A 13,410-nucleotide genomic window follows, 5' to 3' on the forward strand; every position below is an offset into this window, starting at 1 on the left:
CGGATTTCGCGGCCAGTCGTGGTCCAATGGGCCCATGACGGAACCGAGCGATCGGACGAAAGGCGCGGCCCTGGTGGCTCTGGCGGCCTTGCTGTGGAGCTCCAGCGGCCTCTTCATCAAGGTGTTGCCCCTGGGCGCCCTCCAAATCGCCTTCGCCCGCAGTCTGGTGGCGGCTCTCACCATCGCGCTGGTGGTGCGCCTGCGCGGCGGGCGGCCCTTCCCACGACCGGACGCGCTGGCCCTCGCCTGCGCCTTCTCGTATGCCGGTGTGCTGGTCTGCTTCGTGGCCGCCACCAAGCTCACCACCGCCGCGAACGCGATCTTCCTGCAATTCTCCGCCCCCATCTACCTGGTGTTCCTGGAGCCTCACCTCGCCGGGCGCCCCGTGGCGAGGCGGGATCTCACCGCCGTGGTGGTCTGTCTCGGCGCCATGGCGCTCTTCTTCGTTGGACGTCTGAGCGCAGGCACCCTCGCCGGCAATCTCATCGGCGTGGCCTCGGGCCTCTGCCTGGCCCTTTTCTCCCTCACCCTCAAGCTGCAACGGGAGCGCCGACCGGAGGTCGATCCCATCAGTTCAATCATCCTCGGGAACCTGCTGGTGGCCGCCCTCTGCGCCCCCCTGGCGCTACGTGGTTTCCGCCCCGCGCCCATCCACGCCGGCATCCTCCTCTACCTCGGCGTCTTCCAGATCGGCTTTGCCTACCTGCTGTTCAACGCCGGCATGAAGCACCTCTCCGCCACCGCCGCCGTGGTGACGGGAACGCTTGAAGCCGTCCTCAATCCCATCTGGGTGTTCCTGGGCATCGGCGAGCGCCCCTCGGCCTGGGCGCTGCTGGGAGGCGTGACGATCCTCGCCACCATCGCCTGGTACAGCCTGCCGCCCAGGCTCAAGGCGGCTCAGGCGCGCTGAGCCACTCGCATCTCCACGACCCCAGTGGTGAGGGGCACCAGCAGCACGCCCGCCGCCAAGGCCACCACACCGTGCCAGCCGCCCAGGTGATAGGCGTGGCCGCTGAGGGTGATGCCAGCAGCACCGCCCAGGTAGTAGAACAGCACGTAGAAGGCGTTGGCCCGGCCCCGACCGGCGCTGAGCTTGCGGTTGAGAGCGCCCGCCGCCGAGGCGTGGATGGTGAAAAAGCCCGCGCAGACCAGCGCGAGCGCCAGGGCCATGGCCCAGCCCTGCGAGATGAGCGTGACCGCCAGTCCGACCCCGAAGACCAGCGACCCGGCCACCATGGCCGTGCCGTTGCCGATGCGGTTGCTGAGGCGGCCCGCCAGGGGCCCAGCCACCACGCCCACGATGTAGGACAGGTAGAGCAGCGTCACGGCCCGGGTGGACCAGTGGAAGGGTGCCCCGTGCAGGTAAAAGGGCATGTAGTTGAAGACCGACGAGAACACGAAAAAACCGCCGGCGCTCACGCAGTAGATGCGGAACAGATCATGCCGGAACAGCACGTCGCGGAAGCGTACGACCTCGGCCTGGCGGGTCTCCTCGGGCTCCTCCGCCGGCAGCCCGGCGTAGGCCGCCAGGGTGGCGGCCAACAGCAGCGCCGCGGCCACCAGGAAAGCCCAGCGCCAGTGGGCGGGCGGAAAGACGAAGCCACCCAGCAGCCGGCCTGACAGCCCACCCACCACCGTGGCGGAGACGTAGGATCCCATCACCACGTTGAGCCGCTCGGCCGGCATCACCTTGGCCAGATAGGCGGCCAGGCAGGTGGTGAGGGCCGGCACGAAGAGCCCCTGGACGAACCGGGCCCCCACCAGCAGCGGCAGCGTCGGCGCCAGGGCCGAGACCACGCCTGCGGCGGCCACCACCAGCCCGCCCGTCAGCAGGATGGGCCGGATGGCCCTGCGGTCCGCCAGGGCGCCGAAGGGCAGGTTCGCCAGGGCGATGCCCAACACCACCGCGGAGACAGTCAGCGAGGCCGTGCCCTCGCCCACGCCGAAGGTCTGGCGCAGCACGGGTAGCACGGGCTGCGGGATGTAGACCGTGGTGAACACCGCGCTGACCAGCGCGAAGACCAGCCACTGAAGGCGGGACAGCGGATCCCGGGGCATCAGACGGCAAGAACAAGAACAGGCACGGCGGCTCCGGGCGGTGCTTTCAGCATAGCGTCGCGCCTAACCCCGTGGCTCAGACAACCCCAAGCGCCAAAGAACCGAGGAACCACTGATGAACACCGATGAACAGAACGAGAACAGCAAGGGGGCCATGTAAGAATCGGCCCATACAGCAGTGGTGCGAGGATGCCCCAAGGCTGAGGATAACTGCATCACGCAGAGGGCACAGAGCGGCGCCGACTCGCCGTGCATGGGCCCGCCGCAGGCGGCCTCCGGCGTGGCCGGAGGTCAGGGTTGACAAAGCACCACCCCTTTTCAATCCGTGTGAATCAGCGAAATCCGTGGCTGCTTTCTGTTTTTACCTGCACCCCTTGCGGTTCAAAGCTTTTCATCGGTGTTCATCAGTGATTCAAACCGCTTTTGCCTTTCTCTGTGCCTTCTGCGGCCCTCTGTGCCCTCTGTGTTCCAGCTCTTCGGCCCTGGAACCGCGAACAAACTCAGACTTCGGTGGCCATGCGGTAGAGGTCGGAGGCTGACACGCCCAGGTGCTTGGCGAGGGGCTTCACGGCTTCGCGGAGGGTCATGCCGCCTTCCCGGGCGGCGGCGAGGTAGGCCTTGGCCCAGTCCGGCAGCGTGCCCCCTTCCAGCGCCGCAGTGGATTCGGAGACCAGCCGCTTGGCCCCCGCGCCCGCCAGCACCAGCACCATCTCACCGCGATCTTCGCGACCCAGCTGCTCTTTGACCTGGGCTGGCGTGCCGCGGTACCAGGTCTCGTGCAGCTTGGTCAGCTCCCGACCCAGGGCAATCTCGCGATCCGGCAGCAGCGCCTCCAGGTCCGCCAGAGTCTCGTGGATGCGATGGGGCGTCTCGAAGACGACGACGGTCTCCTCCTCGGCGCCCAGCTTCTTGAGCAGGGTGCGCCGCGGTTCGCCGCGGTTGGGCAGGTAGCCCCAGAAGCTGAAGGCATGGCTGGGCAGGCCCGAGGCCACCACCGCCAGCAGCACCGCGGAAGCCCCCGGCAGCACCGTGACCTTGGCCCCCGCCGCCCGGGCGGCCCGGGCAATCTCGAAGCCTGGGTCATTGATGCCGGGCATCCCCGCATCGCTGCAGTAGGCCACGGTGCGGCCCGAGGCCAGCTCCAACCCGATCCGTTCGTAGGCCGCGGCTCCGGCGTGGTCGTCGAAGCGCAGCAGGGGCTTATCGATCCCCAGGTGCTTGAGCAGTCCGCCGGTGCGGCGGGTGTCCTCGCAGGCCACCAGGTCGGCTTCGGCCAAGGCCTCCTTCGCGCGGTCGGTGAGGTCACCGAGGTTTCCGATGGGGGTGGGGACGAGAATCAAGTGGCCGACCATATCCATCCAGTCTGGCAGCCCCCAGGGGAGTGCGGCACGGGGCATTCCTGGAACGGAGCCGGAACCTACTTCACAGCCCCCCAGTCGTCGGCGGAGCTCTTGATGTTCTGGCAGAACTTGTCGATCTGCTCACGCAGGAATGCCGACGTAATGGCGTGATTGTCCAGGACGCGATGGAGGTAAAGCTTGTTCAGCTTCCGATTGAAGTAGAAGCAGGATGGATCCACATCCTCGTTGTCCTGGAGCAGAGCCAGCCACACGGAAGCTGGGAGGGTGGCCGGGTTGGCCGCGGTAGCCAGGTTGGCATTCATCCCGAGCTTGGTCTGATCCGGGCTCAGCACCAGCTGCACGTAGTAGGTCCAACTCTCCCGCTTGATCGCGATGAGGAATCCCTTGGAGAGCTTCTTCGGGGCGTAGCCCAGGCCATCGAGCAACTGGAGCAGCGTGGCGTCCGTGAGGGGTTGACCGACGGAAGGGAGTGCCGGCTGGGGCGCCTCCTGGACGGGCGAGGCCGCCGGCAGGGCGGCGGAACCTCCCAGAACCAAGGCTGCGCAGGCGATGGTGGCGATCCAGCGGTTCATGAACCCTCCCTTGGGTGCCAGGTGATCCCCTCCTATCGGCATCGGCTGATCCAAGTTCAATTCAGCCACGGGCCGGGGTGGTTGCTCCCGGCCCGCTCCCCCCGCGCCCGCGGCCCCAACCGGGTCCCGGAATCCCTACTTCGCGGCCGCCGAGGCCTTTGCAGCGGGCTTGGCCGTCCAGACCTTCCAGAACTCGGGGTCCGCGGCGATGTCGCCGGCAACCGGGTAGCTCATCTTCGGGTCCACGGCCAGCAACTGGGCGTCCTCCCGCAGGAAGCAATCGGCGGTGAGCTTGGCAAGGCCCTTGAGTTCCTCGGGCCCCGCGGTTTTGGCGATCTTCTCGTCGTCGGCCATGGTGGCGTCTGCGTCCGCCAGGCTGTGCAATGGCACCACCCAGAGGAAGGTGGGATTGGCGGTCCCGGCCAGGGCCTGGTACACACCCCAACGGGGTTTCAGCCCCGCCTTCTCATAGAGTTCGGCGTATTTCTTCGCGCCGGCCGTGAATTCGGCCTCATGACCCGGTTTCACCTGCATCGTGTAGGTCCAGTAGAAACGGGGCGCCAGGTCCCCAATCTCCCGGCTGAGATCTCCCCGCAGCACATAGGCCACGCTGCTGTAGTTGGTGATGAACTCGGCATCCTTGGTGGCCAGCGCCTCCATCTGGGCCTTGAGGGCGGGGTTCTTCTCCATGTAGGCCTGCTGCGCCTCCATGCCCGCCAGGGAGTCGTAGAACCACACCCAGGTGGCCTGGTTCGCGCCGACCACCGGCACCATGCCCAGGAAATGGTAGGGACTCTTGGCCTGGACAAACACCTTCGACCAGGCGAACTCGTTCTTCTGGTGGGCGGCCTCCTTGCCGGGTTTCACGTCCTCCACACCAATGCGCAGGACCTTGGGCCAGGTCAGGGCCGGTGGATCACCAGCCACCAGGGTGGCCCCGAGGGAGAGGCAAAGCAGGATTCGGGTATCCATGGGCTCCTCCTTGAGTTAGGCCCATGAGGCTACGCCGATTCGATCCGAAAATTATCTTTTTTTTAAGAGCGAACACCTGTAATCACAAATTGTTTCAGGATGTTATCTGGATTCATGTCACACGCTCGAGCTGCCGTTCGCTGCCGATCAGCCGGCTGTAGAACATGCCCGTATGGTACCAGTGCAGAAAGAAGGCCTCGAGGACCGCCCGCCGCCACCAGGCCAAGCTCCCGGACGCCGGGGGGCAGCCAGGCGAGGGGCTGCACCGCACCTCCAGCCCCAGGCCCACAGCGGTAGCGCGGGCACGGGCCAGGTGCAGCGGGTCGGAAACCAACAGCAGGGTGCGCCAGCCTTCGGCACGGAGATGGGCCCGCACGTTGAAGAGATTCTCCAGGGTGTGCTGGCTGCGGTCCTCCAACAAAATGACGTCCGGGGGGACACCCCGGGCCAGCAGCCAGTCCCGGCCAGCCTCAGCCTCGCTGCGGGAGGCGCTCCCGGTGGTGCCACCAGCCACAATGATGCGGGGGGCTAGGCCCTGCCGCCACAGACTCTCCCCGTGGGCCAGCCGTGCCTCGTACACGGGCGTGAGTTCGTCGCTTTGCAGCCGTCTCCCCAACACCAGGATGGCGTCGGCACACTCCAGCGGGTCACCCTCGGCGCTCGTCACCACGCGCCGCAGCCGGAAGCCCACGGGCACCAACAGCAACCCCAAGGCGGTGGCCAGGGCCAGCCCCAGCGACGCGGCCCCGCCGGGGCCGAGCTTCTGGAGGAAGCTGGCACGGGGCGGGGCCTGATAGGGCTTGGGCATGGGAGAGCCCCCGAAGGGATCCGGTGAGCTTACGCTTCGGACCGCTTCTCCGACTTCTTTCTTTCGCTCGTGTCCAGCACCCGCTTGCGCATGCGGATGAAGTTGGGGGTCACTTCCACCAGCTCATCCGCCTCGATGTATTCCAGCGCCTGCTCCAGGGTGTGCTCCCGGGGCGGGGTGATGCGGGTCGCCTCGTCGCTGCCGCTGGAGCGCATGTTCGACAGCTTCTTGGCCTTGGCCACGTTCACCACCAGGTCGTTCTCGCGGGCGTGCTCGCCCACGATCATGCCCTCGTAGCACTTGGTCCCGGGCTGGATGAAGATGACACCCCGCTCCTCCAGGTTCATGAGGGCGAAGCCCACGGCCTCGCACTGCTCCATGCTGATGAGCACGCCGTTCTTGCGGCTGACCAGCTCGCCCTTGTGGGGGCCGTAGTGGCTGAATAGGCTGTGGATGAGGCCTTCGCCGCGGGTATCGGTCATGAACTCGTTGCGGAAGCCGATGAGGCCGCGGCTGGGGATCTTGAAGTGCAGGCGCAGGCGTCCGCCTTCGTTGCCCATGTCCTGCATCTCGGCCTTGCGGTTGCCCATGTGCTCCATGGTCACGCCCATGTAGGCCTCGGGGATGTCGATGGTCACGTCCTCGTAAGGCTCGAGCTTCTCGCCGGTCACGGGGTCCGTGTGGAGGATCACCTCGGGGCGGCTCACGCAGAGCTCGAAGCCTTCACGGCGCATGGTCTCGATGAGCACGGAGAGGTGCAGCTCGCCGCGGCCGCTCACCTTGAAGGAATCCGGACTGTCCGTGTCCTCCACGCGCAAGGCCACGTTGTGCTGGAGTTCCTTCTGGAGTCGTTCGCGGATGCGGCGGCTCTGGATGAACTTGCCGTCCTGGCCGGCGAAAGGCCCGGCATTCACCATGAACATCATGGAGATGGTGGGCTCGTCGATGTCCACGTACTCAAGGGCGATCGGACTGGCGGCATCCGCGATGGTCTCGCCCACCCGGATGTCCGCGATGCCCGCGATGGCCACGATCTCGCCGGCACTGGCTTCCGTCTGCTGGATGCGGGACAGACCCTCGAAGCCGTAGAGCTGGGTCACTTTGTGCTGCTGGATGCTGCCGTCGCGCTTCACCAGGGCCACCGCCTCGCCCACCTTGATGCGGCCGTTCACGATGCGGCCGATGCCGATCTGGCCCACGAAGTCGCTCCACTCCATGAGGGTGATGAGCATCTGGAGGGGCGCGTCGGGGCTGCCCTTGGGGTGGGGGCAGTGCTTCACGATGGTGTCGAAGAGGGGATCCAGGGTCTCGCTGGCATCGTTCATGTCCAGCATGGCGTAGCCCATCTTGGCGCTGGCGAAGACGCAGGGGAAATCCAGCTGTTCCTCGGTGGCGCCCAGCTCGATCAGCAGGTCGAAGACCTGATCCTGGGACCACACGGGGCGGGCGCCGGGGCGGTCCACCTTGTTGATGACCACGATGGGCCGCAGCCCCAGGGCCAGCGCCTTGCGGGTCACGAACTTGGTCTGGGGCATGGGGCCGTCGAAGGCATCCACCACCAGCAGCACGGAATCCACCATGGAGAGCACACGCTCCACCTCGCCGCCGAAGTCGGCGTGGCCGGGGGTGTCCACAATGTTGAAGCGGTAGCCGCTCCAGTGCAGGGAGGTCGTCTTGGCCAGGATGGTGATGCCGCGTTCACGTTCCTGGTCGTTGCTGTCCATGGCCCGTTCCTGGACCCGCTGGTTGTCCCGGAACATGTGGGCGCCCTTGAACAGGGCGTCCACGAGGGTGGTCTTGCCATGATCGACGTGAGCAATGATGGCGATGTTGCGGATCTTTTCGAGGGGGGTCATCTTGCTCCCGGGCAGCCCAGGCATAGGCCGGGCAGAACCTTCGATTTTACCAGATTCCCCGGCCTTTTCCGAGTCTTAAACACCAGCCCCTTCCCTTCCCCTGCAAGGGGTCTAAGATAAGCGGACCCTTACCGGGAGAACCTCATGCATATCAACGAACTGCTCACCGTGGTCTGCGAGCAGGGCGCCAGCGACCTCCACCTCAAGGTCGGCAACCACCCCATCGCCCGCATCAAGGGGAAACTCACCCCCATGACGCAGTTCAAGCGGCTGGTGCAGGAGGACACCATCGCTATGGCCTACGCCATCATGGCTAGCGAAAAACAGAAAGTGAAGTTCAAGGAGAACCTCGACCTCGATATCGCCTATTCCGTGCCGAGCCTGGGCCGCTTCCGCTGCAACATCTTCAACCAGCGGGGCACCGTGGGTCTGGTGCTGCGCGTGATTCCCCGGAAGATCTACACCATCGACGACCTCATGCTCCCCAAAGTGCTCAAGACCATCTGCCAGGAACAGCGCGGCTTGGTGTTGGTGACGGGCACCACCGGCTCCGGCAAGTCGACCACCCTCGCCGCGATGATCGATCTCATCAACGCCACCCGATCCGAGCACATCCTCACCATCGAGGACCCCATCGAATACCTGCACCGGGACAACCTCAGCATCGTGAACCAGCGCGAGGTAGAAGCCGACTGCAAGACCTTCGCCACCGCCCTCAGGGCCGCCCTCCGCCAGGATCCCGACGTGATCCTCGTGGGTGAGATGCGCGACCTGGAGACCATCGAGACGGCCCTGCACGCCGCGGAGACCGGCCACCTGGTCTTCAGCACCCTGCACACCCTGGACGCCACCGAGACCATCAACCGCGTCATCTCCGTGTTCCCGCCCCACCACCAGAAGCAGATCCGCCTCCAGATGGCCGCGGTGCTCAAGGGCATCATCTCCCAGCGACTCGTGCCCCGGGCCGACGGTCAGGGCCGCGTCCCCGCCGTGGAGGTCATGGTGGCCACGGAGACCGTGCGCACCTGCATCGAGGACAAAGACAAGACCAAGATGCTGAAGGACGTCATCGCCCAGGGCACGGCGCAATATGGCATGCAGACCTTCGATCAGAGCCTCTACTTCCTGCTCAAACAAGGGCTCATCACCGAGGAGGAGGCCCTGCTCCGCGCCACCAACGTGGGCGAGTTCAAGCTGCGCCTCGAAGGCGTCATGGGTTCCTCCGACATGGCCAAAGCCAACATGGAACGCAGCATGTCCATTTCCCAGGGCGGTGGCCGGGAAGGGGGTGGGGGCCAAACACCCCAGGTCCATCCCCCCGCGCCCGGCATGCCCATGGCCATGCCTCCTACCACAGACGTGAAAATCACCCTGGCACGTTAGGCTCTCTTCCCCTTATCCTGGCTCTCCCACTCCCGAACCGAGGTCGCCGATGATCAAGATCGACATCGCCAATTCGCTGATGAAGGTTCATCCCTGCTCGCGCGCCACCGCCCTCCAGGTGGTGGACCTGCTCACGGAGCGACTCAAGGACGCTCTCCTGAACGGCCACCGCATCGAGATCCGCGGCTTCGGCGTCTTCGAGCCCCGTCCCCGCAAGCGCGGCATGGGCCGGAACATCAAGACCGGTGCCAGCGTCCAGATCCCCAAGGGCAAGAGCATCCGCTTCAAGCCGGGGAAGGATCTGCGAGAGATCGAGGTCGGTTAGCCGCGCGCCACGCTTACACGTGGCGCGGTGGCAAAGGTTGCGATCAAGCCAACCTGGCGGCTTCCGTTTGGAGGCGCTCCAGGGCTTCGTCCACTTCGTCCTTGTGGGTGCGCGCCGCGAGGATAGCTAGGCGCAAGTGGAAAGCTCCGTTCAGGCGAGTGCCACTGAGGAAGACCCGGCCCTGGGCCGTGAGGCGCTGCAGCAAGGCCTGGTTGAAGGCGTCCGCGTCGCCGGAGGAGGGCAGAAACCGGAAGGCCAGCACGCTGAGCTGGGGGGCGGGGCCAGGGTCCACCCCGGGCACCCCCTGAAGGCGCCCGTAGGCGTACCTGGCCAGGAGCAGCTTTTCCTCCAGAGCCGCCCGAAAGGCCGCTACGCCGTGGAGTTGCAGGGGCAGCCACAGCCGCAGGGCCCGTGCGTGCTTGCTGAACTCCAGCGTGGTTTCCGAGGGGCTCAGTTCCTCCAGGTCCTCCGGCGGCGAGGGCAGGTAGTCCGCCTGGAAGGCGTGGGCCTTCCGCAGAGGCTCCAGGTGGCGCGTCAGCAGGGCCCCCAGGCCCAGGGGCGCGAACAACCCCTTGTGGGGGTCCAGCACCAGGCTGTCACTGCGGTCCAAGCCCTTAAGCGCGGCCTTCCCCAGGTCCGTCAGGGCGAAGGAGGCTCCGTAGGCCCCATCCGTGTGCATCCAGAGGCCATGGCGGGCAGCCAGGTCGGCACAGGCTTCCAGGGGGTCCACCGCCCCGGTGTTGGTGGTGCCGGCGGTGGGTACCAGCAGCCAGGGGCGCAGGCCCGCGCGGAGGTCCGCCTGGATGGCCGCCTCCAGCGCCTCGGGCCGCAGGCGGAAGTCAGCGTCCGTGGGGATCTCGCGCACCGGCGCCTCGCCCATGCCGGCCACCCGGAGGGCCTTCACGAGGCAGTGGTGGGCCTGGTCCGACAGGTACACGCAGGCCCTCGGATAATCCGCCGCCTTGAGGCCCGCCGCCTCCCGGGCCGTGCAGACCCCCACCAGGTGGGCCATGCTACCGCCGGCGGCCAGATTGCCCGAGCTGCCCTCGGGCAGGCCCATCTCCCGGGCCAGCCAGGCGAGGACCTGGTTCTCCATGCGCACCGCGCCGGGGCCGGCAAAGAAGTAGGCCGCGTAGCGGTTGGTGAGCGCCGCCAGCAGGTCCCCCAAGGCGCCCGCGAAAAGCGAGGAGGGCGGAATGAAGGCCAGGTGACGGCCCGAGGCCCCGTTGGCCCCGACGCCATCCACATGTTCGGCCAGGGTGTCCAGGATGCTGAGGAAAGGCCGCCCAGCCTCAGGAATGGGGAACTCCGCCAACCCTGCCCCGGGCCGGTCCTTCAGCACGAAAGCCGGAGCCTCCGAGAGGGCCTGGAGGAAGGTTTCGCCGTACGTCCGTGTGGCCTCCCACAAGGCGGCCCGGTCCTCCGCGCCGGGGTCCAGCCTCCGGGAGGTCACTTCCAGGTCCTTCAGACGATCCAGCACGAGAGGCCCTCCAACGCTTCAGCCTAGCAAACGGTAGAATGGAGACTATGGAAGCTTGCCGCCGCCCCGAGATCACCTACCCAACCCGCGTCCCCATGAAGATCATCGGGCGCCAAGAGGAACTGCGCCCCGACATGGTCATGGAGCTGATCCTCGCCCACCTGGGCCCCCAGGCCGAAGGCGACGAGCAGCACACCGCCAACTGCAAGGGCTCCTTCATCAGCTACACCTTCTGGATCACCCTGCCCGACGCCACGAAGGAAACTCCGCTGCGGGAGGCGATTCAGAAGCTTCCTGGGGTTGTAATGCAGTTGTGAGGGCGAAAATCGCTGCGCGATTTTTGTAGGCGCGTTCCGCGCGAAACGACAAGCGCGGCCTCATTCACCGCACACCAGCTTGCCTCTTCGACGAAAACCGCGCAGCGGTTTTCATACGCACAGGCGCAGCCCGCGCGCTGGGAATCAGGCTGGTCAGGTCCTCAACGTCCCCATCATGCGGGGAAACGGAATGGTCTCGCGCACGTGCGGCGAGGGACGAAGCGGGTCGCAGAGCGGGCTGCATCGGCAGCCCGCGGCGCGGGGACCCGCTGGCCCGAGTCGGAGCAGGGCGCAGCCCTGCGGAGGCTGCCGCCCGCGATCGCGTTGCGGGAGCGGATTCGTGGCCGAGCGCTACGGCCTGAGTGTCCCCATCATGCGAGGGTACGGAATGGTCTCTCTCACGTGCGGCAGCTTGCAGATCCACGCCACGGCGCGCTCGAGGCCCATGCCGAAGCCGGCGTGGGGGACGCTGCCGTACTTGCGGACGTCCAGATACCACTCGTAGTCGGCGCGGTTCAGGCCTTCGTGCTCGATCTGGTCCAGGAGGTACTGGAGGCTTGAGGCGCGCTCGCCGCCGCCGATGACCTCGCCGTAGCCTTCAGGTGCCAGCAGATCGGCGCCCAGGGCCAGCCGGGGGTCCTGGGGATCGGGCTCCATGTAGAAGGCCTTGAACGCCTTGGGGAAGCGGTGCACCCAGAGGGGCTTGTCCGTGGCGTTCATGAGCATGGTCTCGTCGTCGTTGCCGAAGTCCTCGCCCCAGTTGATGTCGCTGCCGAGCGCCTTCAGCTTCTCCACGGCCTCGGTGTAGGTCATGCGGTCGAAGGTGGTGCTCACGGCGGTTTCCAGGGGCGCGAGGTCGCGCTCGAGGATCTTCAGCTCCTCCTGGCGGCTTTCCAGCACGCGCTGGATCAGGAACTTGGTCATGCGCTCGCCCAGGGCCATCACGTCATCCAGGTGGGCGAAGGCCACTTCGGGCTCCACCATCCAGAATTCCGTGAGGTGGCGGCGGGTCTTGCTCTTCTCGGCGCGGAAGGTGGGACCGAAGCAGTAGACCTTGCCGAAGGCGGCGATGCCCGGCTCCTGGTAGAGCTGGCCGGACTGGCTGAGGAAGGCCATGCCCTCATGGAAGTATTCCGTCCCGAACAGCGTGCTGGTGCCTTCGCAGGCGCTGGGCGTGAGGATGGGCGCGTCCAGCAGCGTGAAGCCGTCGCCGTCGAAGAAATCGCGGATGCCCTTCACCAGGGTGTGACGGATGCGGAGGATGGCCCATTGGCGCTTGCTGCGCAGCCAGAGGTGGCGGTTCTCCATGAGGAACTCGGTGCCGTGCTCCTTGGGCGTGATGGGGAAATCGGTGCTGCCGCCGATGAGTTCCAGGGACTTCACCAGCAACTCGGGCTGGCCGGTCTTCGGATGCAACTGGACGACGCCCGTCACGGCGATGGCGGCCTCCTGGGTGAGCTTCCCGGCCAGTTCGTAGCTCTCAGGATCGGCCTCGGCGGCGCCCACCACGCACTGGACGAAGCCGGAACCATCCCGCAGGTCGATGAACCGGGTCTTGCTGGTGCGGGCATTGCGGACCCAGCCCCGCAGCCGGACGGTCTCGCCGACCTGGCCGGCGAGGAATCGGACTTCGGTGAAGGGCTGGCTGCTCACGGGGACTCCAGGGCCAAACCTCTATTGTGCCCGGAGCGGCGGGATGGCTCCAGGGCCCGTCGTTCCGGCAGGCTGCGCCTGGGCCCCGGGTCCGGCCCCTACTCGAAGAGCGAGTTGATCTTCGCCTGGAGCCCCTCCAGGGTGAACGGCTTCACCACGTAGGTGTTCACGCCGGCCTGGAGGGCCTGGAGGATGTCCTCCGTGGCCGCATGGGTGGTCACCATGAGGATGGGGAGGGTGGTGTCCTGGCTCCGCACCGCCCGGACGAACTCCAGCCCGTTCATCTCCGGCATGTCCCAGTCGGTGATGATCAGGTCCACGCCGCCCTGGGCGAGCTTTTCCAGTCCGACCCGGCCGTTCTCGCCCTCCACCGCGTCCGGGTGGCCCATACGGACGAGGTTGCCGATGATGATGCGCCGCATCGTCGGGGAATCGTCCACCACGAGGATTTTCACGAGGTCTCCAGGAAGGGAGGGCTGGATCGCCGGAGTGGCGGTGCCACCTCGGCGAGAGGAAGGACGGGAAGGCTTACGAATTGTCGCCTCACGGCGGCGGATTGGGAACGGCTTCAAATCTGGGGCTCTGGGGCCCCCGGCCCGGGTCCGGCCTCGGCTAGACTTGAGAC

At 66.5% G+C, this 13,410-nt stretch carries 13 protein-coding genes; 4 read left to right on the forward strand and 9 right to left on the reverse strand.

The features are described from left to right. Positions 1–34 precede the first annotated feature (34 nt). Complete coding sequence (locus NOV74_RS06100) at positions 35–910, forward strand: DMT family transporter (protein ID WP_257310167.1); 876 nt, start codon at positions 35–37, stop codon at positions 908–910. Here the strand turns inward: NOV74_RS06100 and NOV74_RS06105 are convergent. From NOV74_RS06105 to typA, 6 genes are all read right to left on the reverse strand, one after another. Further along, positions 898–2,058, reverse strand: coding sequence for an MFS transporter (locus tag NOV74_RS06105; protein WP_257310169.1), 1,161 nt, complete (start codon positions 2,056–2,058; stop codon positions 898–900). The two genes, NOV74_RS06100 and NOV74_RS06105, sit on opposite strands and share 13 nt — an antisense overlap. 500 nt (positions 2,059–2,558) lie before the next feature. Then, positions 2,559–3,410, reverse strand: a complete 852-nt coding sequence (gene rsmI, locus NOV74_RS06110) for a 16S rRNA (cytidine(1402)-2'-O)-methyltransferase (protein ID WP_257310171.1) — start codon at positions 3,408–3,410, stop codon at positions 2,559–2,561. Positions 3,411–3,475: 65 nt separating this feature from the next. Beyond that, the gene (locus NOV74_RS06115; RefSeq protein ID WP_257310173.1) at positions 3,476–3,991 is read right to left on the reverse strand and encodes a hypothetical protein; all 516 of its coding nucleotides are present in this window, start codon (positions 3,989–3,991) and stop codon (positions 3,476–3,478) included. 135 nt (positions 3,992–4,126) lie between these two features. After that, positions 4,127–4,963, reverse strand: a complete 837-nt coding sequence (locus NOV74_RS06120) for a hypothetical protein (protein ID WP_257310175.1) — start codon at positions 4,961–4,963, stop codon at positions 4,127–4,129. Between the two features lie 112 nt (positions 4,964–5,075). Next, positions 5,076–5,771 (reverse strand): YdcF family protein, encoded by a 696-nt coding sequence (locus NOV74_RS06125; RefSeq protein ID WP_257310176.1) that lies wholly within the window; start codon positions 5,769–5,771, stop codon positions 5,076–5,078. 29 nt (positions 5,772–5,800) lie between these two features. Next, positions 5,801–7,627 carry a translational GTPase TypA gene (gene typA, locus NOV74_RS06130; RefSeq protein ID WP_257310177.1) on the reverse strand — a complete coding sequence of 609 codons (1,827 nt, stop codon included), beginning with the start codon at positions 7,625–7,627 and terminating at the stop codon, positions 5,801–5,803. Positions 7,628–7,771: 144 nt separating this feature from the next. Between typA and NOV74_RS06135 the strand changes: the two genes are divergently transcribed. Further along, positions 7,772–9,010: a type IV pilus twitching motility protein PilT gene (locus tag NOV74_RS06135; RefSeq protein ID WP_257310178.1), complete on the forward strand. Its 1,239-nt coding sequence runs from the start codon at positions 7,772–7,774 to the stop codon at positions 9,008–9,010. A gap of 49 nt (positions 9,011–9,059) precedes the next feature. Next, complete coding sequence (locus NOV74_RS06140; protein ID WP_243286548.1) at positions 9,060–9,335, forward strand: HU family DNA-binding protein; 276 nt, start codon at positions 9,060–9,062, stop codon at positions 9,333–9,335. Between the two features lie 43 nt (positions 9,336–9,378). On the opposite strand, the gene NOV74_RS06145 is transcribed toward NOV74_RS06140, so the two are convergent. After that, a complete protein-coding gene (locus tag NOV74_RS06145) occupies positions 9,379–10,815 on the reverse strand; it encodes a pyridoxal phosphate-dependent decarboxylase family protein (RefSeq protein ID WP_257310187.1) in 1,437 nt (478 codons plus the stop codon). A 47-nt stretch (positions 10,816–10,862) separates the two neighbouring features. Between NOV74_RS06145 and NOV74_RS06150 the strand changes: the two genes are divergently transcribed. Further along, positions 10,863–11,132, forward strand: coding sequence for a DUF493 family protein (locus tag NOV74_RS06150; protein ID WP_257310189.1), 270 nt, complete (start codon positions 10,863–10,865; stop codon positions 11,130–11,132). Between the two features lie 351 nt (positions 11,133–11,483). On the opposite strand, the gene asnS is transcribed toward NOV74_RS06150, so the two are convergent. Together asnS and NOV74_RS15460 are read right to left on the reverse strand one after the other, a co-directional pair. Further along, a complete protein-coding gene (gene asnS, locus NOV74_RS06155) occupies positions 11,484–12,785 on the reverse strand; it encodes an asparagine--tRNA ligase (protein WP_257310191.1) in 1,302 nt (433 codons plus the stop codon). A gap of 98 nt (positions 12,786–12,883) precedes the next feature. Then, a complete protein-coding gene (locus NOV74_RS15460; protein ID WP_257310193.1) occupies positions 12,884–13,240 on the reverse strand; it encodes a response regulator in 357 nt (118 codons plus the stop codon). Between the last annotated feature and the right edge of the window lie 170 nt (positions 13,241–13,410).

The organism is Geothrix fuzhouensis (genome assembly GCF_024609325.1).
Taxonomy (GTDB): Bacteria; Acidobacteriota; Holophagae; order Holophagales; family Holophagaceae; genus Geothrix; species Geothrix fuzhouensis.

Coding starts and splice junctions, on each gene's coding strand:
- NOV74_RS06100 (WP_257310167.1), top strand. CDS start 35: ATGACGGAACCGAGCGATCGGACGAAAGGCGCGGCCCTGGTGGCTCTG.
- NOV74_RS06105 (WP_257310169.1), bottom strand. CDS start 2,058: ATGCCCCGGGATCCGCTGTCCCGCCTTCAGTGGCTGGTCTTCGCGCTG.
- rsmI (WP_257310171.1), bottom strand. CDS start 3,410: ATGGTCGGCCACTTGATTCTCGTCCCCACCCCCATCGGAAACCTCGGT.
- NOV74_RS06115 (WP_257310173.1), bottom strand. CDS start 3,991: ATGAACCGCTGGATCGCCACCATCGCCTGCGCAGCCTTGGTTCTGGGA.
- NOV74_RS06120 (WP_257310175.1), bottom strand. CDS start 4,963: ATGGATACCCGAATCCTGCTTTGCCTCTCCCTCGGGGCCACCCTGGTG.
- NOV74_RS06125 (WP_257310176.1), bottom strand. CDS start 5,771: ATGCCCAAGCCCTATCAGGCCCCGCCCCGTGCCAGCTTCCTCCAGAAG.
- typA (WP_257310177.1), bottom strand. CDS start 7,627: ATGACCCCCCTCGAAAAGATCCGCAACATCGCCATCATTGCTCACGTC.
- NOV74_RS06135 (WP_257310178.1), top strand. CDS start 7,772: ATGCATATCAACGAACTGCTCACCGTGGTCTGCGAGCAGGGCGCCAGC.
- NOV74_RS06140 (WP_243286548.1), top strand. CDS start 9,060: ATGATCAAGATCGACATCGCCAATTCGCTGATGAAGGTTCATCCCTGC.
- NOV74_RS06150 (WP_257310189.1), top strand. CDS start 10,863: ATGGAAGCTTGCCGCCGCCCCGAGATCACCTACCCAACCCGCGTCCCC.